General features: G+C 66.2%; 20 protein-coding genes. 16 read left to right on the top strand and 4 right to left on the bottom strand.

What is annotated here, in order from left to right:
* The first annotated feature begins 135 nt into the window (after positions 1 to 135).
* The 8 genes from C1H66_RS05785 to ihfA all read left to right on the top strand — a co-directional run bounded on the left by C1H66_RS05785 (position 136) and on the right by ihfA (position 8,190).
* Positions 136 to 807: an OmpA family protein gene (locus C1H66_RS05785; RefSeq protein WP_102626948.1), complete on the top strand. Its 672-nt coding sequence runs from the start codon at positions 136 to 138 to the stop codon at positions 805 to 807.
* Positions 808 to 1,090: 283 nt separating this feature from the next.
* Entirely contained in the window at positions 1,091 to 2,992 is a 1,902-nt protein-coding gene (thrS, locus tag C1H66_RS05780; protein ID WP_102626947.1) for a threonine--tRNA ligase, read from the top strand.
* A 33-nt stretch (positions 2,993 to 3,025) separates the two neighbouring features.
* Positions 3,026 to 3,565: a translation initiation factor IF-3 gene (infC, locus tag C1H66_RS05775; protein WP_102586570.1), complete on the top strand. Its 540-nt coding sequence runs from the start codon at positions 3,026 to 3,028 to the stop codon at positions 3,563 to 3,565.
* 87 nt (positions 3,566 to 3,652) lie between these two features.
* A complete protein-coding gene (gene rpmI / locus C1H66_RS05770; RefSeq protein WP_023006837.1) occupies positions 3,653 to 3,847 on the top strand; it encodes a 50S ribosomal protein L35 in 195 nt (64 codons plus the stop codon).
* A 35-nt stretch (positions 3,848 to 3,882) separates the two neighbouring features.
* Positions 3,883 to 4,236 (top strand): 50S ribosomal protein L20, encoded by a 354-nt coding sequence (rplT, locus tag C1H66_RS05765; protein WP_102626946.1) that lies wholly within the window; start codon positions 3,883 to 3,885, stop codon positions 4,234 to 4,236.
* 131 nt (positions 4,237 to 4,367) lie between these two features.
* A complete protein-coding gene (pheS, locus tag C1H66_RS05760) occupies positions 4,368 to 5,387 on the top strand; it encodes a phenylalanine--tRNA ligase subunit alpha (protein WP_102626945.1) in 1,020 nt (339 codons plus the stop codon).
* A gap of 45 nt (positions 5,388 to 5,432) precedes the next feature.
* Positions 5,433 to 7,814: a phenylalanine--tRNA ligase subunit beta gene (pheT, locus tag C1H66_RS05755; RefSeq protein WP_102626944.1), complete on the top strand. Its 2,382-nt coding sequence runs from the start codon at positions 5,433 to 5,435 to the stop codon at positions 7,812 to 7,814.
* Complete coding sequence (ihfA, locus tag C1H66_RS05750; RefSeq protein WP_306417647.1) at positions 7,735 to 8,190, top strand: integration host factor subunit alpha; 456 nt, start codon at positions 7,735 to 7,737, stop codon at positions 8,188 to 8,190. The genes pheT and ihfA overlap by 80 nt, the downstream gene beginning before the upstream one ends.
* A 68-nt stretch (positions 8,191 to 8,258) precedes the next feature.
* Here the strand turns inward: ihfA and C1H66_RS05745 are convergent, their stop codons facing one another.
* The gene (locus tag C1H66_RS05745) at positions 8,259 to 8,465 is read right to left on the bottom strand and encodes a DUF2788 domain-containing protein (protein WP_102626942.1); all 207 of its coding nucleotides are present in this window, start codon (positions 8,463 to 8,465) and stop codon (positions 8,259 to 8,261) included.
* 229 nt (positions 8,466 to 8,694) lie between these two features.
* Between C1H66_RS05745 and C1H66_RS05740 the strand changes: the two genes are divergently transcribed.
* Together C1H66_RS05740 and C1H66_RS05735 are read left to right on the top strand one after the other, a co-directional pair.
* The gene (locus C1H66_RS05740) at positions 8,695 to 9,159 is read left to right on the top strand and encodes a flavodoxin domain-containing protein (protein ID WP_102626941.1); all 465 of its coding nucleotides are present in this window, start codon (positions 8,695 to 8,697) and stop codon (positions 9,157 to 9,159) included.
* 1 nt (position 9,160) lies between these two features.
* Entirely contained in the window at positions 9,161 to 9,529 is a 369-nt protein-coding gene (locus tag C1H66_RS05735) for a hypothetical protein (protein WP_102626940.1), read from the top strand.
* A 10-nt stretch (positions 9,530 to 9,539) separates the two neighbouring features.
* Here the strand turns inward: C1H66_RS05735 and ppnN are convergent, their stop codons facing one another.
* Positions 9,540 to 10,901, bottom strand: coding sequence for a nucleotide 5'-monophosphate nucleosidase PpnN (gene ppnN, locus C1H66_RS05730; protein ID WP_102626939.1), 1,362 nt, complete (start codon positions 10,899 to 10,901; stop codon positions 9,540 to 9,542).
* Positions 10,902 to 11,066: 165 nt separating this feature from the next.
* On the opposite strand from ppnN, the gene C1H66_RS05725 reads away from it, so the two are divergent.
* Positions 11,067 to 11,981 carry a LysR family transcriptional regulator gene (locus tag C1H66_RS05725; protein ID WP_102626938.1) on the top strand — a complete coding sequence of 305 codons (915 nt, stop codon included), beginning with the start codon at positions 11,067 to 11,069 and terminating at the stop codon, positions 11,979 to 11,981.
* A gap of 70 nt (positions 11,982 to 12,051) precedes the next feature.
* On the opposite strand, the gene gcvP is transcribed toward C1H66_RS05725, so the two are convergent.
* Both gcvP and gcvH read right to left on the bottom strand, forming a co-directional pair.
* The gene (gcvP, locus tag C1H66_RS05720; RefSeq protein ID WP_102626937.1) at positions 12,052 to 14,946 is read right to left on the bottom strand and encodes an aminomethyl-transferring glycine dehydrogenase; all 2,895 of its coding nucleotides are present in this window, start codon (positions 14,944 to 14,946) and stop codon (positions 12,052 to 12,054) included.
* Between the two features lie 96 nt (positions 14,947 to 15,042).
* Entirely contained in the window at positions 15,043 to 15,435 is a 393-nt protein-coding gene (gcvH, locus tag C1H66_RS05715; RefSeq protein ID WP_102626936.1) for a glycine cleavage system protein GcvH, read from the bottom strand.
* A 546-nt stretch (positions 15,436 to 15,981) separates the two neighbouring features.
* On the opposite strand from gcvH, the gene C1H66_RS05710 reads away from it, so the two are divergent.
* The 5 genes from C1H66_RS05710 to C1H66_RS05690 all read left to right on the top strand — a co-directional run bounded on the left by C1H66_RS05710 (position 15,982) and on the right by C1H66_RS05690 (position 22,237).
* Complete coding sequence (locus C1H66_RS05710) at positions 15,982 to 17,385, top strand: alanine/glycine:cation symporter family protein (RefSeq protein ID WP_102626935.1); 1,404 nt, start codon at positions 15,982 to 15,984, stop codon at positions 17,383 to 17,385.
* 50 nt (positions 17,386 to 17,435) lie between these two features.
* Positions 17,436 to 18,545 carry a glycine cleavage system aminomethyltransferase GcvT gene (gcvT, locus tag C1H66_RS05705; RefSeq protein WP_102626934.1) on the top strand — a complete coding sequence of 370 codons (1,110 nt, stop codon included), beginning with the start codon at positions 17,436 to 17,438 and terminating at the stop codon, positions 18,543 to 18,545.
* 709 nt (positions 18,546 to 19,254) lie between these two features.
* A complete protein-coding gene (locus C1H66_RS05700; RefSeq protein WP_170064095.1) occupies positions 19,255 to 19,596 on the top strand; it encodes a DVU3141 family protein in 342 nt (113 codons plus the stop codon).
* Entirely contained in the window at positions 19,593 to 21,302 is a 1,710-nt protein-coding gene (locus tag C1H66_RS05695; RefSeq protein WP_102626932.1) for a polysaccharide biosynthesis/export family protein, read from the top strand. Before C1H66_RS05700 ends, C1H66_RS05695 begins: the two co-directional genes overlap by 4 nt.
* Before the next feature lie 128 nt (positions 21,303 to 21,430).
* On the top strand, positions 21,431 to 22,237 hold the full coding sequence (locus C1H66_RS05690; RefSeq protein WP_102626931.1) for an ABC transporter permease: 807 nt from the start codon (positions 21,431 to 21,433) through the stop codon (positions 22,235 to 22,237).

Genomic DNA, 22,237 nt, shown 5'->3' with positions numbered 1-22,237 from the left:
TCGAGTTCCGGCTTGACGGGTAGAACGGGTGGGCAAGGGGATATGGCCCCGCGTCTTCCGACCGTCTGGATCACTTGGGAACGGGGACTTGTGCTGTTTCCCCAGGAACTGAATCAAGAAGAAGGAGTTTGAAAAATGAAAAAGTCTACGACTGGCTTGTTGCTCGGTTCCGCGCTGGTCATCGGCCTCTCAGGCTGTGCCAGTTCGGCCTCTCAATCCTCTGCCGGGTCGTCCGACCGCGTCTGGTACCAGCAGCCCGTGGTCTGCGGTATCGCCGGCGCCCTGATCGGCGGCAGCATCGGCTATGCCACCAGCGGTAGCTCCGATGAGGAAGATGGTGCCGCCATCGGTGGCACGGCGGGTGCCGCCATCGGTGCCCTGCTGTGCGCCGACCGCACGCCGGAGCCGGTCGCCGAGCCCGCTCCCGAGCCGATGCCCGAGCCGGCACCTGCTCCCGAGCCGGAGTTCGAGCCGGTGGTGCTCTCCAGCGAGGTCAACTTCGAGTTCGATCGTGCCGAGCTGCGCCCCCAGGCCGAGATGACCCTGGACGAGGTCGCTCACCGCCTGCGTGAGAACCCCAATCTGCGCGTGCGCATCGAGGGTCACACCGACTCCGTCGGTTCCGCCGAGTACAACCAGGGCCTGTCCCAGCGCCGTGCCGAGTCCGTGCGTAACTACCTGATGTCTCAGGGTATCGCCGGCGATCGCATGACCGCCACGGGTTACGGCGAGGAGCGTCCGGTGGCCACCAACGACACCGACGAGGGACGGGCGCTGAACCGTCGCGTCGAGATCGATCGTCAGTGAGCTGACCGTTCGGCATGATGCCGACAATGCCGGACGGGCCTCCGTCCGGTTCCGGGGCGCCTCAGGGCGCCCCGGTCGTGTCTAGCGACCCGTGGCGCAGGCGGCTGCGCTTCTGGTAATGTAGGCGCTCGCTGCGCCGGTCTCCGGCACCGTCTCACTCTCGTTGCTTCGTCGTGGCGAGGCGTGATGGTCGGGGAGGGCGTGGCCCGCTCATCGTTCAATACTTCGTTCATCGCGACATGTGGTCTCTCGTATGGGCCACCACTGCGCACAAGGACCCTTCATGCCCATCGTGACCCTGCCCGACGGCAGCCAGAGAACCTTCGACGAACCCCTTTCCGTGATGCAACTGGCCGAGAGCATCGGCCCCGGCCTGGCCAAGGCCTGCGTGGCCGGCAAGATCGACGGCGTACCCGTGGATGCCGCCGATATCATCGACCGTGACGCCACGGTGGCGATCCTCACCGCCCGCGATGCGGAAGGCCTCGAGGTCATCCGCCACTCCTGCGCCCACCTGATCGGCCATGCGGTCAAGCAACTCTATCCCGAGGCCAGGATGGCCATCGGGCCGGTGATCGACGACGGTTTCTACTACGACATCGATTTCGGTCGTTCGGTGACCCCCGAGGATCTCGAGGCCATCGAGACGCGCATGAAGGCGCTTATCGACAGCGAGTACGACGTGGTGCGCGAGTACGTCGATCGCGACCGCGCCATGCTCACCTTCCTGCACCGCGACGAGCCCTACAAGCAGGAGATCGTGCGCGGGATTCCCGAGGGTGAGACCATTCGTCTCTACCATCACGACGAGTACATCGACATGTGCCGGGGCCCCCATGTGCCCAATACCCGGCACCTCAAGGCCTTCAAGCTGACCAAGTTGGCCGGTGCCTACTGGCGCGGTGACGCCAGCAAGCCGATGCTGACCCGCATCTACGGCACGGCCTGGGGCGACAGGAAGCAGCTCAAGGCCTACCTCCAGCGACTCGAGGAGGCCGAGAAGCGCGATCACCGCAAGCTGGCCAGGAAGATGGACCTCTTCCACCTCCAGGAGGAGGCGCCGGGGATGGTCTTCTGGCACCCCAACGGCTGGACCCTCTACCAGGCCCTGGAGCAGTACATGCGCCGGGTGCAGGTCGAGAACGGCTATCAGGAGATCAGGACCCCCCAGATCGTCGATCTGTCGTTGTGGAAGAAATCCGGCCACTGGGGCCACTACAGCGACATGATGTTCACCACCGAGTCGGAGAAGCGCGAGTACGCGGTCAAGCCGATGAACTGCCCCTGTCACGTGCAGGTGTTCAACCAGGGGCTGAAGAGCTACCGTGACCTGCCGCTGCGCCTGGCCGAGTTCGGCAGCTGTCACCGCAACGAGCCATCGGGGGCCCTGCACGGCCTGATGCGGGTACGCGGCTTCACCCAGGACGACGCCCATATCTTCTGCACCGAGGGGCAGATCCAGGCCGAGGCCGAGGCCTTCATCGCCCTGACGCTCAAGGTCTACAAGGAGCTCGGCTTCGAGGACGTGGAGCTCAAGCTCTCCACGCGGCCCGACGGCGAGCTGATGGGGGATCCGGCGATGTGGGACCGCGCCGAGGCGGGGCTCGAGGCGGCCCTGAACGCCACCGGGCTCGAGTGGGAGCTGCAGCCGGGCGAGGGGGCCTTCTATGGGCCCAAGATCGAGTTCGCCCTGCGGGATTGCCTCAATCGGGTCTGGCAGTGTGGTACCCTGCAGCTGGACTTCAACCTGCCGGGCCGGCTCGGCGCCCAATTCGTCGACGAGGACGGGGCGCGCAAGACGCCGGTGATGCTGCATCGGGCGATCCTGGGCTCCTTCGAGCGCTTCATCGGCATCCTCATCGAGCACCATGCCGGGGCCATGCCGCTGTGGCTGGCGCCGCAGCAGGCGGTGGTGTTGACCATCACCGATGCGCAGCGTGATTACGCGTCCCGGCTCGAGCAACGCCTGCAGAAAATCGGCCTGCGCGTCAAGGCGGACTTGAGGAACGAGAAGATCGGCTTTAAAATCCGCGAGCATACGTTGCAGAAAGTTCCCTATCTCCTGGTAGTGGGGGATAAGGAAGTCGAGGCTGACTCGGTCGCCGTGCGTACGCGTACCGGCGAGAATCTCGGGACCATGCAGGTCGGCGACCTCATCGAGCGTCTGAGTGCCGAACTCGGCTGACGACATCGTCAATTGTCTTAAGGAGACGTAGCGATCAAGCGAAGCAACCCAAGAGGGCGCGTTCAGGACAAGCGCCCCCCGATGAACGAGCGCATTACCGAGGATCAGGTTCGCCTGATCGACAGCGACGGCGAACAGCTGGGTGTCGTGCCCACCAGCGACGCGCTGGAGCGTGCCGAAGCCGCCGGTATGGACCTCGTGCAGATTTCCAACGCCGATCCGATCGTCTGCAAGATCATGGACTACGGCAAATTCGTCTTCGAGCAGAAGAAGCAGAAGTCCGCTCAGAAGAAGAAGACGAAGCAGATCCAGGTCAAGGAAGTCAAGTTCCGGCCTGGCACCGACGAGGGCGACTATCAGGTCAAGCTGAAGAACCTGACGCGTTTCCTCGAAGGTGGCGACAAGGGCAAGGTCACGCTGCGGTTTCGCGGCCGTGAAATGGCGCACCAGGATATCGGCCGCAAGTTGATGGAGCGGATCGCCGCGGATCTCGAGGAGATCGGGACCGTGGAGGCCTTCCCCAAGATGGAAGGGCGCCAGATGATCATGATCATTGCCCCCAAGAAGAAGTGATCCGACGGCCAGTCGAACGGTCGGGAGGCGTCCGCGCTTCCCGTCGGCCACGGGTTTTCTGAAAAAACCTCGAGCGGAGTTAGTCTCATGCCGAAAATCAAGAGCAACAGCGGCGCTGCCAAGCGCTTCAAGAAGACGGCCAACGGCTTCAAGCACAAGCAGTCGTTCCGTAGCCACATCCTGACCAAGAAGTCCACCAAGCGTAAGCGCCATCTGCGTGGCATGAAGCAGATTCACGACGCCGACAAGGCGCTGATCCAGCGCATGTTGCCGAATCTGTAACCCTTGGTAGACCCCCTTAACGTCAGGAGATTGCTATGACTCGTGTCAAGCGTGGCGTCGTTGCCCGTCGCCGTCACAAGAAGATTCTCAAGCAGGCCAAGGGTTACTACGGTGCCCGGTCGCGGGTTTTCCGCGTGGCCAAGCAGGCCGTCATCAAGGCCGGCCAGTATGCCTATCGTGACCGCCGCCAGCGCAAGCGTCAGTTCCGCGCCCTGTGGATCCAGCGCATCAATGCCGGTGCCCGTGTGCACGGTCTCTCCTACAGCCGCTTCGTCGGTGGCCTCAAGAAGGCCGGTATCGAGATCGATCGCAAGGTGCTGGCCGACCTGGCCGTCAACGAGAAGGCTGCCTTTGCCGCCATCGTCGAGAAGGCCAAGGCTGCCCAGTAAGTGACATCGACCGCGACCGCCTCCGGCACCCGCCGGCCGGTCGCCGGCGTTGCAGGGGAAGAGCAGCCGCTCTTCCCCTGTTTTTTTGCAAGCGACATCATTGCAGGACCACAGACTTCGGAGCTCAACGGATGGACCACCTTCCCACTCTGGTCACCGAGGCTCGCCACGCCATCCAGGCGGCCGACAGCATTCCGGCGCTGGAAGAGCTGCGGGTGCGCTATCTCGGCAAGAAGGGCGAGATCACGGCGCTGCTCAAGGGGCTCGGCAAGCTGCCGGCGGAAGAGCGCCCGGCGGCGGGCGAACGCATCAACCAGGCCAAGCAGGCCCTCGCCGAGGAGCTCGAGGGGCGCCGACATGCCCTGGAGAAGACCGCGCTCGAGGCGCGTCTCGCCGCCGAGCGCATCGATGTGACCCTGCCGGGGCGCGGTCAGCCCAGCGGTGGCCTGCATCCGGTCACCCTGACCCTGGAGCGCATCGAGGGGCTCTTCACCCGCATCGGCTACGATGTGGCGGTGGGGCCGGAGATCGAGGACGACTATCACAACTTCGAGGCACTCAACATCCCGGCCCACCATCCGGCCCGCGGCATGGCGGATACCTTCTACTTCGATGCGACCCGCCTGTTGCGTACCCACACCTCGCCGGTGCAGGTGCGGACCATGAAGGAGCAGGCGCCGCCGATTCGCATCGTCTGCCCGGGGCGGGTCTACCGCAGCGACTCCGACCTGACCCACACGCCGATGTTCAATCAGGTGGAGGGGTTGCTGGTCGATGAGGACGTCAGCTTCGCCGACCTCAAGGGCACCATCGAGGACTTCCTGCACGCCTTCTTCGAGCGCGATGACCTCTCGGTGCGTTTCCGGCCGTCCTATTTCCCCTTCACCGAGCCGTCCGCCGAGGTCGACATCCAGTGCGTGATGTGTGGCGGCGAGGGGTGCCGGGTCTGCTCCCACAGCGGCTGGCTCGAGGTCATGGGCTGCGGCATGGTGCATCCGGAGGTGTTCCGCCACTCCGGTATCGACGCCGAGCGTTACAAGGGCTTCGCCTTCGGGATGGGGGCCGAGCGGCTGGCGATGCTGCGCTACGGGGTCAACGACCTGCGCCTGTTCTTCGACAACGACCTGCGCTTCCTGCGCCAGTTCGCCTGATCGCACGGCATTACACACGGACCTTGGCAGAACACAGGATTGACCATGAAATTTTCCGAACAGTGGCTGCGTGACTGGGTCTCGCCGCAGCTTGCGACCCAGGCCCTGGCCGACCAGATCACCATGGCCGGCCTGGAAGTGGACGCCGTGGAGCCGGTGGCCGCGGCCTTCGAGGGCGTGATGGTGGCCGAGGTGGTCTCGAGGGAGCAGCACCCGGATGCCGACAAGCTCAATGTCTGCCGGGTCGACGACGGCAGCGGCGAGCCGGTCCAGGTGGTGTGTGGCGCGCCCAACGTCGCCGTGGGCCAGAAGGTGGCCTTCGCCCGGGTCGGTGCCGTGCTGCCCGGCGACTTCAGGATCAGGAAGGCCAAGCTGCGCGGCGTCGATTCACGCGGCATGATCTGCTCCGCCTCGGAGCTGGGGCTCGAGGAGGAGACCTCCCACGGTATTCTCGAGCTGCCGGGCGATGCGCCGACGGGCGAGAGCTTTCGCGCCTTCATGGGGCTCGACGACCACACCATCGAGGTCGACCTGACCCCGAACCGCGGCGACTGCCTGAGCGTCAAGGGCATGGCCCGCGAGGTCGGGGTGCTCAACCGCCTGGCGGTCGAGGGCCCCGAGATCGTCGCGGTGGCACCGACCCATGGCGAGACCTTCCCGGTGCGCGTCGAGGACGAGGAGCGCTGCCCGCGCTACATCGGTCGCCTGATCAAGGGCGTCGATGTGGGTGCCGAGACGCCGCTGTGGATGGTCGAGCGGCTGCGGCGCAGCGGCATCCGTGCCATCGACCCGGTGGTCGATGTCACCAACTACGTGATGCTCGAGCTGGGGCAGCCGCTGCACGCCTTCGACCGTGCCAACCTGCATGGGGCGGTGATCGTGCGCCTGGCCCGGGAGGGCGAGCGCCTGGTGCTGCTCGACGGCCAGGAGATCACCCTGACCGACGCCACCCTGGTGATCGCCGACGAGCGCGGCCCGCTGGCGATCGCCGGCGTCATGGGCGGCGAGCACTCCGGGGTGAGTCCCGCGACCCGCGACATCTTCCTCGAGGCGGCCTTCTTCTCGCCGTTGGCGGTGGCCGGTCAGGCGCGCCACTATGGCCTGCATACCGATGCCTCGCATCGCTTCGAACGGGGCGTCGACCCGCAGCTGGCCCGCGAGGCCGCCGAGCGTGCCACGCGCTTGCTGCTCGAGATCACCGGCGGCGAACCGGGACCGCTGATCGAGGCGGTCAGCGCCGAGCAGCTGCCCGGCGAGCGCCGGGTGCGGCTGCGGGCGTCGCGTCTCGAGCAGGCACTCGGCAAGGCGCTGCCGTCCGCCGAGGTCGGCGAGATTCTCGAGCGGCTGGGCATGGCGGTGGAAACGAGCGCCGAGGGCTGGGTGGCCCGGGCGCCGAGCTGGCGCTTCGATATCGCCATCGAGGAAGACCTGGTCGAGGAGGTGGCGCGCATCCATGGCTACAATCGCCTGCCGGTGCGCCGCCCGGCGGCGCGCCTGTCGCTGCGCCCCGACCACGAGGCACGCACCCCGCTGGGCCGGCTGCGGCGGCAGATGGTGGCCCGTGGCTATCAGGAGGCGGTGACCTATAGCTTCGTCTCACCGGAACTGCAGCAGGCGCTGCTGCCCCGGGTGGTGTCGCCGGTGCTCGCCAACCCCATCTCCAGCGACCTGTCGGTGATGCGGGCGAGTCTCTTCCCCGGCCTGGTACGGGCGCTCATGCACAACCTCAACCGCCAGCAGACCCGGGTGCGGCTGTTCGAGACCGGCCTGGTCTTCCGTGGCGAGCTCGACGCGTTGCAGCAGACGCCGATGCTGGGGGGGCTGGTGTGCGGCACCCGCGAGCCCGAGGGCTGGGCCGGTGGCAGGGACAGGGTCGACTTCTTCGATCTCAAGGGTGATCTCGAGAGCCTGCTGGCGATGGGCGGCGAGCCCGAGGCCTGGCGCTTCGAGCCCGGCGAGCATTCGGCGCTGCATCCGGGGCAATGCGCCCGCCTCCTGTATCGGGGCGAGGAGGCCGGCTGGATCGGCACCCTGCATCCGGCGGTGCGGGCGCAACTGGGCCTGAAGGTCGATGCCCTGCTGTTCGAGGTGCGCCTGGATGCCCTGACCCAGGGCCGGGTCCCGTCCTTCTCGCCGCTGTCCCGCCATCCCGAGGTGCGCCGCGACCTGGCCTTCCTGGTCGATGAGTCGCTGCCGGTACAGGCGCTGCTCGACAGCATCCATGGCCAGGCCGGGGAGTGGCTCACGGAGTCGCGGCTGTTCGATGTCTACCAGGGGCAGGGAGTGCCGGAAGGGCGCAAGAGCATCGCCCTGGGCTTGACCTGGCAGCATCCTTCGCGCACGCTGAATGACGATGAAATCAATCAGTTGGTTGACGCCATCGTCGCCGACGCACGCCAGCACCTGGGCGCTGAGCTGCGTGGATAGCTGTGAGGATAGCCGTGAGGCCGATGCAGCCACCGGCCGGCCGGCGGGGCGGATCCACCATGAGGGAGTGAACATGGGTGCATTGACCAAGGCGGAACTGGCTGAACATCTGCACGCCGAACTCGGCCTCTCCAAGCGCGAGGCCAAGTCCATGGTGGAGGCCTTCTTCGAGGAGATCCGTGCCTGCCTGCGCGAGAACGAGCAGGTCAAGCTGTCGGGTTTCGGCAACTTCGACCTGCGCGACAAGCGCGAGCGGCCGGGGCGTAACCCGAAGACCGGCGAGGAGATTCCCATCTCGGCGCGTCGCGTGGTGACCTTTCGCCCGGGACAGAAGCTCAAGAGTCAGGTCGAGAGCTACCACGGCGACACGCCCTGAGCGCCGCCCCCGACACGACAACGCCACCCGATGGGTGGCGTTGTCGTGTCGTGCTGGAGCATGGTGGATCAGACGCCGCCATTCTCCATCATCCAGGTGATGACCACCTTGAACACATAGCCCAGCATGCCGGCGCCGAGAACGACGAACAGCATGAGGGTGCCGAAGCGTCCGGCCTGGGACTTCTTCGCCAGATCCCAGATGATGAAGCACATGAAGAGGATCAGGCCGCCGATCATGATCGGCGTGACCCAGGCCTCGAAGGTCTGCTGCATATCGCCTCCGTGCAGGGGGAAGAGAACCCGAGCATTATACTCGGCCATGGCCCGCGGTGCAGGGCGCCGGCTGCGGCCGGGTGTCCCACCCGTCGCCGCAGGCCTGTCGGCGGATCAGCCCCGAGCAACGCTGCTATCTGCGATGGCCCTGCCCGTCACCGCGGTCGGGATGCGCCGCGACCCGGCAGCATGTTAAAATCCGACCGGAATTCTCAGGTAAATCCAAGACATGCCCATGCTGAAGATCTTCGTCGGTACCATGTACGGCGGCGCCCTGGACGTCGCGGAGCAGGTCAAGCCGTTGTTCGAACAGGCCGGCTACGAGGTGGCCATCTTCGATCAGCCGACCCTCGAGGACCTGACCGGGTCGACCACCGACCTGGCGCTGTTCTGCGTCTCCACCACCGGCAGCGGGGACTACCCCGGCAATTTCGTGCCCTTCGTGCGCGCCATCGACGAGCAATCGCCGTCGCTGAGCGGATTGCGCTACGGGCTGATCGCCCTGGGCGACAGCTCCTACGGTGATACCTTCTGTGGCGCGGGGCGCAGCCTCGATGAACTGCTCGCGGGGCAGGGGGCGCTTCGCCTGGGTGAGCGCCTCGAGGTCGATGCCATGGAGACCTTCATGGCCGACGACGAGGCGCTCCCCTGGGCCGAGGAGTGGATCGAGACCCAGCAGCTGAAGGTGGCCTGAGATGGGGGCCAACCCCACCCCCGAGCGGCTCAGCCTGATGCTGGGCCTGGTGCTGCTGATGCTGGCCACCGTGCCCCGTTTCCTGGTGGGCGGTCACGAGACACGGCTGTCGTTGATCCTGATCGCCGTGGTGGCGGTGGCGGCGGTGGCCTTCATCCACTGGCGGATGCTGGCCGGCGATGCGCGCCGGCGCTTGCCGGGCCTGCTGGGCCGGCTGGGCCTCAGCCTGCTGGCCGGGCTCGCCGGCATGGGCGCCTGGCACGCCCTGTTCACCGACTGGATCGGCTGGCAACTGCTGCTCGCCCATGGCGCCACCCTCGGCCTGTTGCTCCACGCCCTCTGGCTCTGGTGGCGGGCCGAGAGGGCGTGAGGGGCGTGGGTCACGCCAGCCGGTAGCAGGGCTCGTAGTCGCCGGCGAGCTTCATGCGACCCTGGGCGACGAAGGAGGTGAGCAGCTCGTCGAGACGCGTCATCAGTTCCGGTTCGGCATGTAGCTCGAAGGGGCCATGGGCCTGGATGGCGCGAATTCCGTGCTCCTTGACGTTGCCGGCGACGATGCCCGAGAAGGCGCGGCGCAGGTTGGCGGCCAGCTCGTGCACCGGCTGCTGGCGATGCAGGGCCAGCCCCGCCATCGCCTCGTGGGTGGGGGCGAAGGGCTCCTGGAAGTGACGGTCGATGTTCAGTCGCCAGTTGTAGTAGAAGGCATCCTGGCGGGTCCTGCGATAGTCGGTGACGGTGTCGACTCCCTTGCGCATGGTGCGCGCCACCTCGGTGGGGTTGTCGATGATGATGCGATAGAGCCGACGCACCTCCTCGCCCAGGGTGTAGACCAGGAACTCGTCGATGCGCCGGAAGTAGTCGGCGGAGTCGGCGGGGCCGGTGAAGATCACCGGCAGCTCCATGTCACCGTTCTGCGGGTGCAGCAGGATGCCGAGCAGATAGAGGATCTCCTCGGCGGTGCCCACGCCGCCGGGGAAGACGATGATGCCGTGGCCCAGGCGCACGAAGGCTTCCAGGCGCTTCTCGATATCGGGCATCACCACCAGTTCGTTGACGATGGGATTGGGGGCCTCGGCGGCGATGATGCCGGGCTCCGAGACACCCAGGTAGCGGCCCTGGTGGCGGCGCTGCTTGGCGTGGGCCACGTTGGCGCCCTTCATGGGTCCCTTCATGGCACCGGGGCCGCAGCCGGTGCAGATGTCCAGCTCCCGCAGGCCCAGGTGGTAGCCCACGTCCTTGCTGTACTCGTACTCCTCCCGGGAGATCGAATGGCCGCCCCAGCACACCACCAGGCTGGGGTCGCGCCCCGGCTTCAGGGTGCCGGCCTTGCGCAGGATATGGAAGACCGCGTTGGTGGTGCCCTCGCCGGTGGTGAGGTCGAAGCGTCGATGGGTCTGGATCTCGTTGTAGACGTAGACGATGTCGCGCAGGATCGACGAGAGGTGCTCCCGGATGCCGCGGATCATCTTGCCGTCGACGAAGGCCTCGGCCGGGGCGTTGGTGAGCTTGAGGCGCACGCCGCGGTCCTGCGGGATCACCTCGATGTCGAAGTCCTGGTAGGCCTCCATCAGCGCCACGCTGTCGTCGGTGGGGTTGCCGCAGTTGAGCACGGCGAGGGCGCAGCGGCGCAGCAGGTCGTGCAGCCCGCTGCGGGAGGTGTCGTGGAGGCGACTGACCTCGTGCTGGGAGAGTATCTCCAGGCTGCCTTCCGGCGAGATGGTACTGGAAATGGTATCGGGCATCCTGGGCGTCCTTGTCGTGAACGGAGTCGTGCTTGGCCGGCATCACGGGCCGGGTGTCAGTGAAGATGCTACCATGGCCGGTCGCCGTCGCGCAGCGGTGCGACGGGGCAGGCGAGCTGGTAGAATGCGTGCTAGCCGGCTCCCGCGAGTGACGTGTCCCCCCCCATGTTCAATGCCCTGTACTTCCGTACCTTCATCACCCTGGTCGAGACCGGCAGTTTCACTCGCACGGCCCGCCAGCTGGAGATGACCCAGCCCGGGGTCAGCCAGCACGTGCGCAAGCTCGAGCAGTACCTGGACAAGCCCTTGCTCGATCGCCACGGGCGCCGCTTCACCCTCACCGAGGCGGGGCGTCGCGCCTACGACTATGCGTTGAAGCTGTTCGCCGAGCACGAGCAGTTCCGCCACTCCCTCGATGCCGACTCGCTCTTCTCCGGCGATTGCCGACTGGCCTCGCCCGGCAGCGTGGGGCTGATGCTCTATCCGTTCATCCTCGGCCAGCAGCAGATGCACCCCGGGCTGACCGTGAGCTACAGCTTCGCCTTCAACCAAGAGATCGCCCAGGACGTCCTGGGCGGTCGTTACGATCTCGGCATCATCACCGAAGAGGTCAGGCAGCCCGACCTGGACATCGAGCCGTGGCACCGCGAGCCGCTCTGCCTGGTGGTGCCGGCCGACTTTGCGGGGAGCGGCCTTGCCGACCTGATGGGCATCGGCTTCATCAGCCATTCGGAAGGCATGAACCATGCCGGGGCGCTGCTGCGCAGCAACTTTCCGGCGGAGTTCCGTTCGATGAGCCACTTCCGGCGCCAGGGGTTCACCAATGAGGTGGGCATGGTGCTGGACGCCGTGGCCCGTGGCCTGGGGTTCACGGTGGTCTCGCGGCTGGTGCTCGAGACCTCGCCCTGGCAGCGCCAGGTCAAGGAGCTCGACCTGCCGGTGCCGGTCCACGAGACGTTGCACCTGGTGAGTCGCGCCGGGGTCGAGATGCCGCGCCGCTATGCGCGCCTGCTGGAGGACTTCCGCGAGCAGCGGCGCCAGGCGCTCTACGGCTACAGCGAGCAGCCGGGCTTCGGCTAGGCGGGGCGCCGTGACGCTCTGCCAGGCGAAGAGGCCCCGCGGTGGTGGGGCCTCTCGTCAGTCATGGCCTTCAATCCCGATAGGTGTCGATGCTCGGGCAGGAGCAGACCAACTGCCGGTCACCGAGGACGTTGTCGACCCGGTTGACCGCCGGCCAGACCTTGGCCGCCTTGACGGCCTCGGACGGGAAGGCGCCGAGCTCGCGGGAGTAGGGGCGCTCCCAGGCGTCGTCCATCAGGTCGGCCATGGTATGCGGGGCGCGCACCAGGGGGTTGTCGTCGACCGGCCAGACACCGTTCTCGACCTTCCTGACCTCCTCGCGGATGGCGATCATGGCATCGCAGAAGCGGTCGATCTCGTAGCGTGACTCCGATTCGGTGGGCTCGACCATCAGGGTGCCGGGCACCGGGAAGGACATGGTCGGGGCGTGGAAGCCGTAGTCCATCAGGCGCTTGGCGATGTCCTCCTCGCTGATGCCGGATGCCGCCTTGAGCGGGCGGATATCGATGATGCACTCGTGGGCCACGGTGCCGTTGACGCCGCGATAGAGCACCGGATAGTGGGCCTGAAGCCGCCGGGCGACGTAGTTGGCATTGAGGATCGCCAGTTCGGTGGCGCGTGTCAGGCCTCGGGCGCCCATCATCTTGATGTAGGCCCAGGAGATCGGCAGGATCGACGCCGAGCCGAAGGCGGCTGCCGAGACCGCGCCACAGTCGGCATGCACGCCCTCGATGGGGGTGACCACATGGTTGGAGACGAAGGGCGCCAGATGGGCCTTGACGCCGATCGGGCCCATTCCGGGGCCGCCGCCGCCGTGGGGGATGCAGAAGGTCTTGTGCAGGTTGAGGTGCGAGACATCGCCGCCGAAGTCGCCGGGGCGTGCCAGGCCCACCTGGGCATTCATGTTGGCCCCGTCGATGTAGACCTGCCCGCCATGGGCATGCACGATCTTGCAGACCTCGCGCACATTGGTCTCGAAGACGCCGTGGGTGGAGGGGTAGGTGATCATGATCGCCGACAGGGCATCGCCGTGCCGCTCGGCCTTGGCGCGCAGGTCGTCGGTGTCGATGTTGCCGAGCTCGTCGCACTCCACCACCACGACCTTCATCTGCGCCATGGCCGCCGAGGCGGGGTTGGTGCCGTGGGCCGAGCTGGGAATCAGGCAGACGTCGCGGTGGCCCTCGCCGATGGCCGCCTGGTAGCGACGGATCGCCACCAGGCCGGCGTACTCGCCCTGGGCGCCGGAGTTGGGCTGCATCGAGATGTGGTCGTAACCGGTGATCTCCACCAGGAAGGCCGCGAGCTCGTCGATCATCTGCCGGTAGCCGGCCACCTGCTCCTTGGGGGCGAAGGGATGGACGCTGGCGAACTCCGGCCAGGTGATGGGGATCATCTCGCTGGTGGCGTTGAGCTTCATGGTGCACGAGCCCAGCGGGATCATCGCATGGGTCAGCGACAGGTCCTTGTTCTCCAGGCGCTTGAGGTAGCGCAGCATCTCGGTCTCGCTGCGGTAGCGCCGGAAGGTCGGGTGGGTCAGGAACTCCGACTCGCGCCGGCAGGCCGCGGGAATGCCGCTCGTTCCCTCGGCGACGATGCGCTCGTCCAGGGCGGCCACCGAGAGGTCGTGTTCCTCGCCCAGCAGCACGTCGAACAGGGTGTCCAGGTCGTGGGTGGTGGTGGTCTCGTCGAGGCTCACGCCGACGTCGCCATTGCCGAAATAGCGCAGGTTGATCTCGTGGGTCATCGCTCGGCCATGAATCTTGCCGGCGTCCACGCCGGTCAGGCGCAGGGTGTCGAACCAGCTGTCGTGGGCGAGTTCGACGCCCCTGGCCCGCAGCCCCTGGGCGAGGATGGTGGTCAGGCGATGGATGCGGCCGGCGATGGTGCGCAGCCCCTCGGCCCCATGGTAGACGGCATAGAAGCCGGCGATGTTGGCCAGCAGTGCCTGGGCGGTGCAGATGTTGGAGGTGGCCTTCTCGCGGCGGATGTGCTGCTCGCGGGTCTGCATCGCCATGCGCAGGGCGGTGTTGCCGCGGGCATCCTTCGATACCCCGATGATGCGGCCGGGAATCGAGCGCTTGAGCTTGTCGGTGGTGGCGAAGAAGGCGGCATGGGGGCCGCCGTACCCCATCGGCACGCCGAAGCGCTGGGAGGAGCCGACCACGATATCGGCACCCAGGGCGCCGGGCTCGGCGAGCAGCACCAGGCTCATGATGTCGGCGGCCACGCAGGTCATGATGCCACGCGCCGCGGCGCCGGCGAGCAGCGGGGCGAGATCGTGTACCCGGCCGCCGTCCCCGGGGTACTGCAGCAGGGCGCCGAAGACGTCGGCATCGGCCAGCTCCTCGGCGGGGGCCACGATCAGCTCGAAGCCGAAATAGGCGGCACGGGTGCGTACCACGTCGAGGGTCTGGGGCAGGACGTCGGCGGCAACGAAGAAGGCATCGCTCTTCGCTTTCCTGTTGGCACGCTTGCACAGCGCCATGGCCTCGGCCGCGGCGGTCGCCTCGTCGAGCAGCGAGGCATTGGCCAGCGCCATCCCGGTGAGGTCCATGACCATCTGCTGGAAGTTGAGCAGTCCCTCCAGGCGGCCCTGGGCGATCTCCGGCTGGTAGGGGGTGTAGGCGGTGTACCACCCAGGATTCTCCAGCACGTTGCGCTGGATCACCGGCGGCAGGTGGGTGTCGTGGTAGCCCTGGCCGATGTAGCTCTTGAACACCTTGTTCTGGCGGGCCAGGCGCTTCAGGTAGTCGAGTGCTTCCGCCTCGCTGCGTGGGGGGTCCAGCGCCAGGGCGCGGCCGAGGCGGATGTCGGCCGGCACGGTCCGCTCGACGAGCGACTCCAGGCACTCCAGGTCCAGGGTGGCCAGCATGGCGGCGACATCATCGTCGCTCGGACCATTGTGACGCTGGAGGAAGTCGTCGTGTGCGGCCAGTTCGGCCAGTCGGCGGTTGTCGAGAGCCATGGAGCACCCTGTGTAGTCTGGACCTGCCGTAGCGGCGGCGGTCGGCGAAGCAGTGTCCCCGGCCGCGGTGGCCGGGGGGCGAGATCGGCGAAGAGATCAGTCGTCGGCGTCGGTCACGGCCTGGTAGCCGTCGGCATCGAGCAGGGCGTCGAGGGCGGCGGCATCGGTGATGCGGACCTTCATGATCCAGCCATCCTCGTAGGGCGACTCGTTGACCGTCTCGGGGGCATCCTCGAGGGCTTCGTTGACCTCGACGATCTCGCCGGCCACGGGGGCATAGAGGTCGGAGGCGGCCTTGACCGACTCGATCACGCCGAACTCCTCATTGTGTTCGAGGGCACGCCCCACCTCGGGGAGCTCGACGAAGACCACGTCGCCCAGTGCTCCCTGGGCATGGTCGGTGATGCCGATGGTCACGGTGCCGTCGCCGTTGTCGAGTACCCATTCATGGCTTTCGGCATAACGAAGGTTGGCTGGGATTGAGCTCATCACGTTTTCCTATACGAAAAAGGTTTACCGGTTTCGCGAATGCTAACGCCATTGGCGGCGTTTGGCGAGTCCGTCCTCGGCATTGCCGGAGGCGACGCCTGCAGGGCAATACCCGCCTCTCAGGGTGGCTCGACGAGTCGGCGACGTCCAGTGGCTTGTCCCGGGCCCGGGGCAGCGGCGCGCCGGCACGGCCAGTCGACAGATGGCGGCACGACTCACTACGCTGGTGGGGAGCCGCGCGGCGTCGGCTGCGGGTCCTGGCGCCGAGGCGGTTGCGTGGTGCGGGAGCGGCCGGTAGAGTGCGTGTTTCCAATAGGAAACTATTTTCTCCGCGATCGGCCGGCGCTGGTCGCCGGAGCATGATGAGGGAAGGCCTGCCTCAGCGTTCCACGAGACTGGTGTGATAACGGCATGATCCGCTATGGTACGCGGGCTCATTCTATCGATCATCCGTTCGCAAGTGCTTTCGCCGTGATGATCACCTGCTCGGGTTGGCCTGCGGCGCTGCGTGGCAGGCCATAACAACAAGTGAAAAGGGAGACGTTCGTGGAAACCTTGAACAGTATCTTCGGTGCCATCAACAGCGTGGTCTGGGGCCCCCTGATGCTCATCCTGCTGCTCGGGGTGGGCCTCTATCTGCAGATCGGCCTGAAGCTGATGCCGATCCGCAAGCTCGGCATGGGCTTCCGTCTGATGTGGCAGGGGCGTGATCGCAAACTGGCACCGGGCGAGAAGAGGGCCAAGGAGGAAGAGGGGGAGATCTCGCCCTTCAACGCCCTGATGACGGCGCTTTCGGCCACCATCGGTACCGGCAACATCGCCGGGGTGGCCACGGCCATCGCCCTGGGTGGCCCCGGGGCGGTGTTCTGGATGTGGATCACCGCCCTGGTGGGCATGGCCACCAAGTTCGCCGAGGCGGTGCTGGCCGTGCGCTACCGCGAGACCGACAGCACCGGCTACCATGTCGGGGGGCCGATGTTCTACATCAAGAACGGGCTGGGCAGGAAGTGGCTATGGCTGGGGGGCGCCTTCGCCTTCTTCGGGGCCGTGGCGGCCTTCGGCATCGGCAATACCGTGCAGTCCAACTCGGTGGCCGATGCTCTCGATTCGACCTTCAACATCCCCCACTGGCTGACCGGTGTCGTGATCATGGTGCTGGCCGGTGCGGTGATTCTCGGTGGCATCAAGCGTATCGCCAGGGTGGCGGGCAAGCTGGTGCCGATCATGGGCATCCTCTACGTGCTTGCCGGTCTGCTGGTGCTGATCGTCAATGCCGGCCAGATCGGCGAAGCCTTCCGCCTGATCTTCTACTACGCCTTCAATCCTATGGCGGCGGCCGGTGGCTTCGCCGGGGCGGCCGTGATGGCGGCGATTCGCTTCGGCGTGGCCCGCGGCATCTTCTCCAACGAGGCAGGGCTCGGCAGTGCGCCCATCGCCCACGCCGCGGCCAGGACCAAGAACCCGGTACGTCAAGGCCTGATCGCCATGCTCGGGACCTTCATCGACACCATCATCGTCTGCACCATCACCGCCCTGGTCATCCTCACCTCCACGGTGTGGATCGAGGGGGAGGCGGGGGCCTCGCTGACGGCGCTCTCCTTCGACGCTGCGTTGCCGGGCTTCGGCAACCAGATCGTCTCGCTGGCCCTGGCGGTCTTCGCCTTCACGACCATCCTCGGTTGGTCCTTCTATGGCGAGAAGTGCTTCCAGTTCCTGTTCGGTACCCGCTCCATCATGCTCTATCGGGTGCTGTTCGTGCTGGCCATTCCACTGGGTGCCATGGCGCAGCTGGGCTTCATCTGGCTGATGGCGGACACCTTCAATGCCATGATGGCGATCCCCAACCTGATCGCCCTGGCCCTGCTGTCGCCGGTGGTGTTCAAGCTGACCCGCGATTACTTCGACGGCAAGGAGATCCTGCCGGGCGAGGAACTGGACCACGACCGCTAGAGAGCGGCCTGCGTTGTGCCCCACGACACCATGACCCATGAGGAAACGACATGAGCGAACTCAAGCGAACACCGCTGTATGACCTGCACCTGGAGTTGGGCGCGAAGCTGGTGCCCTTCGCCGGCTTCGAGATGCCGGTGCAGTATCCGCTCGGTGTCAAGAAGGAGCACGAGCATACCCGTGGCGCCTGTGGCCTGTTCGATGTCTCCCACATGGGCCAGGTCCTGCTGCGTGGCCCGTCTCCCGCCGAAGCGCTGGAGACCCTGGTGCCGGCGGACGTCGTCGGTCTGCCCGAGGGGATGCAACGCTATGCGCTGTTCACCAGCGAGGAGGGGGGCATCCTCGACGACCTGATGGTGGTCAACGCCGGCGATCACCTCTACCTGGTGGTCAATGCGGCCTGCAAGGATCAGGACGTCGCTCACCTGCGGCGTGGCCTGCCCGATCACGAGGTCGAGGTGGTCGACCGTGGCCTGCTGGCGCTGCAGGGCCCCGAGGCCAAGGCGGTGATGCAGCGGCTCTGCCCGGACGCCTGTGACATGGTCTTCATGCAGCATGGTCGCTTCGAGATCGCGGGCCTCGAGGTGTGGGTCAGTCGCAGCGGTTATACCGGCGAGGATGGCTTCGAGATCTCGGTGGCCGCCGATGCCACCGAGGCCCTGGCCCGCCGGCTGCTGGCCGAGCAGGAGGTCGAGGCGATCGGCCTCGGTGCCCGTGACTCGCTGCGCCTGGAGGCCGGGCTGTGCCTCTATGGGCATGACATCGACACCACCACCACGCCGCTGGAGGCGGGGCTGGTCTGGGCCATCGGCAAGCCACGCCGTCGCGGCGGCGTGCGGCCCGGTGGTTTCCCCGGGGCCGACCTGATCCTGCATCAGATCGAGGCGAAGGACCACCGCCGCAAGCGCGTGGGCCTGCTGGGCGAGGGGCGCGCGCCGGTTCGCGAGGGCGCCGAGCTCTATGACGCCAACGGCCATCACCTCGGCGTGGTGACCTCGGGGGGCTTCGGCCCCGGCGTGGGTCGGCCGGTCGCCATGGCCTACGTGTCGATCTCCTCGGCCGAGCCGGGCACCACCGTCTACGCCGAGGTGCGCGGCAAGCGCCTGCCGATGACAGTCAGCAAGATGCCCTTCGTGGCGCCCGGCTATTATCGCGGCTAGAGAGAGTTTATACCGTTATCTTACCGCCGCACCGTCCCCTCTGCCATGGACTCGACAACGACGGCCACCTCCCGGGAGGTGGCCGTTTTCTATGGTGCGGCTGGCTGGTGCTACTCCTGAGGGGGCGGGCAGTCGATTCGACACCTGCCGATCCGGCCACTGGTATCCCGCATTGTGTCTGCAGTGACTCGCCCCAGGGTGTATGCATTTGTCGGCAGTAGTGTTGACAATCGACGACCTCGCCCGGCGATTCACTTCAGGATGTAGTCACACGCCGACAGGCGTGTTGGCGATAAGCGACCCTCTCCAGTGAACCCTTCCGGGATGTAATCTCGCGCCGACAGGGGTGTAGTCAAGTGGCGACTGTTCTACTTAGAGAAAGGGCACTTTCCATGGCAATTTATGGAGATAGGCGTATCTCTCCCATAAAATTGCCGTCAATTTTGAGCTCACTCGTGACAGGGTGGGCTCGGCAGACGACAGGATGTCATCTGGTCAGGGCAAGGGAATGCGTCCGTTCAAATCCCCGGGCGGTAGCGTGTCTGAAAGCGCAATATTTGGCCTATTATTCCCTTGTCGACACTCATGGTGCCTGCCCATGGCAGAATGGCAGGCATCGCCATCAATGTAGAGATTCCACATGTCAAGGATTGTCCAGCTTCTGCTCAGGCGGCCTGCACGGAACGGCGTGGTTGTTCTGGGCCTTGCCATGCTTCTGGGAGGGTGTGCGGCTCCGGGGGGATTCTCCGGTTCGCAGCCGGGCGGCGTGGTGCAGGGGGGCCGGGGTCAGCCCCTGGACGAGAACCTCAGTGGCTTCCTCTCCCGGTCGCCCGGTGGTGCCGTGATCACCCTGGCCGAGAGCCCCTGGGGCCGCGACGTCGAGGTCGTGGCCGACGAGCCCTATCACGCCGCCAGTGGCCGTGAGTGTCGCCGGCTGAGCATAGTGTCGGCGAGCACCGGTCCCCAGCAGGCGGTCGCTTGTGAAAGCGCGCAGGGGTGGGAGACCCAGCGCCTGGTCACCGAAATGCTGAGTACAGGGAGTGCTCGATGATGCTGCAAGTGAAACGTTGTTTGCCCCTGCTCGTCGGCCTGCTCTGTACGCTGCTGGGAGCACTGGCCCATGCCCAGACCGTCAACCCGCCCAGCGGCATCCTGCCGGAGCAGCAGCGGGCCTCGTCAGCGTCCGAGGAGGTGGATGACACCCCGCGTGCCGACTGGCGAAGCGGTACCTATGGCCCCGTCCCTCAGGATCGACTCGACGAAGCCGCCGACCGGCTTCCCCCCTTCGGTGCCAACCTCTTCGAAGGCGGCTTCCGAGGCACCATGGCCGACGGCTTGAATCCCGGTTACCGCGTCAAGCCCGGCGACCAGGTCACGCTTCGCGCCTGGGGGGCCGTGGAGATCGACCGGGTGCTCACGGTCGATGCCCAGGGCAATGTCTTCATCCCCAGCATCGGCCCGCTGGAGGTACAGGGGCAGAACAGCCAGCAGCTCGACTCGAGCGTGCGTCAGGCGATCCACGCCGTCTATCCCGACAACGTCCAGGTCTATACCAACCTGCAGGGCGTGCAGCCGGTGGGCGTCTTCGTCACCGGCTACGTGGAGAACCCCGGCCGCTACGCCGGCACCCCCAGCGACTCGCTGCTCTACTTCCTCGATCAGGCCGGTGGCATCGACAATGAGCTGGGCAGCTTCCGCAATATCCGCGTGATACGCGACAACCAGGTCGTGGCTCGGGTCGATCTCTATGACTTCCTGCTCGACGGCGAGATTGCCCGCCCCCAGTTGCGGGATGGCGATACCATCGTGGTGGAGGAGCGCGGCCCCTCCATCGCCGTGGTGGGCGACGTGCATCGCGAGTATCGCTACGAGCTCATCGGGGAGCGGCTGACCGGCGCGGAAGTGGCCAACCTGGCCCGTCTCAAGGCCGGTGTCTCCCATGTGCTGGTGCGTGGCTCCCGCGATGACGGCCCCTTTGCCCGCTATTTCCCGCTCAACGCCTTCAATGGGCAGACCGTACGCAGCGGCGATGAAGTGACGTTCAGCGCCGACCAGCGCGACGAGACCATCGTCGTCCAGATCGAAGGCAGCCATTATGGCCCCTCGCGCTATGCACTGCCGCGTGATGCGCGCCTGAGTGAGCTGCTCGATGCCATCGCGGTACCCAAGGACATGACCGCCGGCTACAGCGTCTCGCTGCGCCGCGAGAGCGTGGCCGAGCAGCAGCGACAGTCACTCGAGGATAGCCTGCGCCGCCTGGAGACCACCTACCTCGGCGCGCCGACTCGCACCGATGAGGAAGCCCGCACCCGTGTGCAGGAGGCCGAGCTCATCCAGGACTTCGTCGCGCGGGCCCGGGAGGTCGAACCCTCCGGCCGGCTGGTGGTCGCCCAGGACGATCGTATCAGTGACATCCGCCTGCAGGATGGCGATCTCATCACCATTCCCGAGATCAGCGACTCCATTCTGGTCAGCGGCGAGATCGTCGTGCCCCAGGCGGCCGTCTACAACCCGGGGATGAGCGTGCGTGACTACATCGAAGCGGCCGGTGGCTTCACCCAGCGCGCCGACGATGACCATATCCTGATCGCACGCCAGAATGGCGCGGTGGTCAACGCTCGCAACGCCACCCTGCGGCCCGGCGACGAGATCCTGGTGATGCCCAAGGTGCCGAGCAACAACCTGCAGCTCGCCTCCACCCTCAGCCAGATCCTCTTCCAGATCGCCGTGGCGACCAAGGTCGTGCTCGATATCTAGCACGCCTGGGCCGGTGCCGCCATGGCGCGGCATCGGCCCGAGGCGCCTGGTTCCCCAGGCGCCTGCGCGAGGCAACCCCCCAGTCAACCCTGAATCACAGGCCACCTTCGTGGCCGGTATCGACTCCCATGCCTGACATCGACACCACCAACGGTGCCCGTACCCCCTGGCAGGTCACGCGTAGCGTCTGGTTTGCCATGTTCATGCGTGAAACCGTTTCGCGCACCATGGCCGACCGCTTCGCCTGGTTCTGGATGATCTTCGAGCCGATCGCCTTCGTCGGCATCTTCATCGCGATACGCAGCATGATTCGCGGCGATCGCTTCGTGATCGGCGCCGACTTCATCCCCTGGCTGATCGTCGGACTGATGGGCTTCTTCCTGTTCCGGGAGGGCATGAACCGTCCGGTAGGCGCGGTAGAGGCCAACCAGGGCCTGTTCGCCTATCGCCAGGTCCTGCCGGTCGACACGGTATTGGTCCGAATCGCGCTCGAGGGCCTGTTGCGCACCTTCGTGTTTCTGATCTTCATCGCCGGTGGGCTCATGCTCGGGTTCGATCTCTTCGCCGATCTGCCCATGTTCGCGATGTGGGCCTGGCTGTCGCTGTGGGCGTTGGGCGCCGGTGTGGGCCTGGCCGTATCGGCGGCCGCGGCGCTGGTCCCCGAGATCGGACGCGTCGTGCGGATGCTGTCGCTGCCGCTGATGCTGCTGTCGGGGGTCATCATTCCCATGGGCATGAAGCCCTACCATATCCAGCAACTGATGCTCTACAACCCGATTGCCCACGCGCTCGAGTTCCTGCGCCTGGGCTTCTTCGAGAACTACAAGGCCGTTCAGGGCATCAGCCTGCTGTATGTGTGGCTATTCGCGCTGTCGCTGATTGCGCTGGGCTTGATTCTGCACCTGCGCTTCACCGAAGAGTTGAAGGCCAAGTGA

Origin of the sequence: Halomonas heilongjiangensis, from assembly GCF_002879645.1 — a bacterium.
GTDB lineage: Bacteria > Pseudomonadota > Gammaproteobacteria > Pseudomonadales > Halomonadaceae > Halomonas > Halomonas heilongjiangensis.
This window is presented reverse-complemented; position numbering and strand designations above follow the sequence as displayed.

Coding starts and splice junctions, on each gene's coding strand:
- C1H66_RS05695 (WP_102626932.1), top strand. CDS start 19,593: ATGATGCTGCAAGTGAAACGTTGTTTGCCCCTGCTCGTCGGCCTGCTC.
- C1H66_RS05700 (WP_170064095.1), top strand. CDS start 19,255: ATGCTTCTGGGAGGGTGTGCGGCTCCGGGGGGATTCTCCGGTTCGCAG.
- pheS (WP_102626945.1), top strand. CDS start 4,368: ATGGACCACCTTCCCACTCTGGTCACCGAGGCTCGCCACGCCATCCAG.
- gcvP (WP_102626937.1), bottom strand. CDS start 14,946: ATGGCTCTCGACAACCGCCGACTGGCCGAACTGGCCGCACACGACGAC.
- C1H66_RS05690 (WP_102626931.1), top strand. CDS start 21,431: ATGCCTGACATCGACACCACCAACGGTGCCCGTACCCCCTGGCAGGTC.
- C1H66_RS05735 (WP_102626940.1), top strand. CDS start 9,161: ATGGGGGCCAACCCCACCCCCGAGCGGCTCAGCCTGATGCTGGGCCTG.
- rpmI (WP_023006837.1), top strand. CDS start 3,653: ATGCCGAAAATCAAGAGCAACAGCGGCGCTGCCAAGCGCTTCAAGAAG.
- ihfA (WP_306417647.1), top strand. CDS start 7,735: ATGACGATGAAATCAATCAGTTGGTTGACGCCATCGTCGCCGACGCAC.
- gcvT (WP_102626934.1), top strand. CDS start 17,436: ATGAGCGAACTCAAGCGAACACCGCTGTATGACCTGCACCTGGAGTTG.
- gcvH (WP_102626936.1), bottom strand. CDS start 15,435: ATGAGCTCAATCCCAGCCAACCTTCGTTATGCCGAAAGCCATGAATGG.
- C1H66_RS05785 (WP_102626948.1), top strand. CDS start 136: ATGAAAAAGTCTACGACTGGCTTGTTGCTCGGTTCCGCGCTGGTCATC.
- thrS (WP_102626947.1), top strand. CDS start 1,091: ATGCCCATCGTGACCCTGCCCGACGGCAGCCAGAGAACCTTCGACGAA.
- C1H66_RS05745 (WP_102626942.1), bottom strand. CDS start 8,465: ATGCAGCAGACCTTCGAGGCCTGGGTCACGCCGATCATGATCGGCGGC.
- C1H66_RS05725 (WP_102626938.1), top strand. CDS start 11,067: ATGTTCAATGCCCTGTACTTCCGTACCTTCATCACCCTGGTCGAGACC.
- rplT (WP_102626946.1), top strand. CDS start 3,883: ATGACTCGTGTCAAGCGTGGCGTCGTTGCCCGTCGCCGTCACAAGAAG.
- pheT (WP_102626944.1), top strand. CDS start 5,433: ATGAAATTTTCCGAACAGTGGCTGCGTGACTGGGTCTCGCCGCAGCTT.
- C1H66_RS05740 (WP_102626941.1), top strand. CDS start 8,695: ATGCCCATGCTGAAGATCTTCGTCGGTACCATGTACGGCGGCGCCCTG.
- ppnN (WP_102626939.1), bottom strand. CDS start 10,901: ATGCCCGATACCATTTCCAGTACCATCTCGCCGGAAGGCAGCCTGGAG.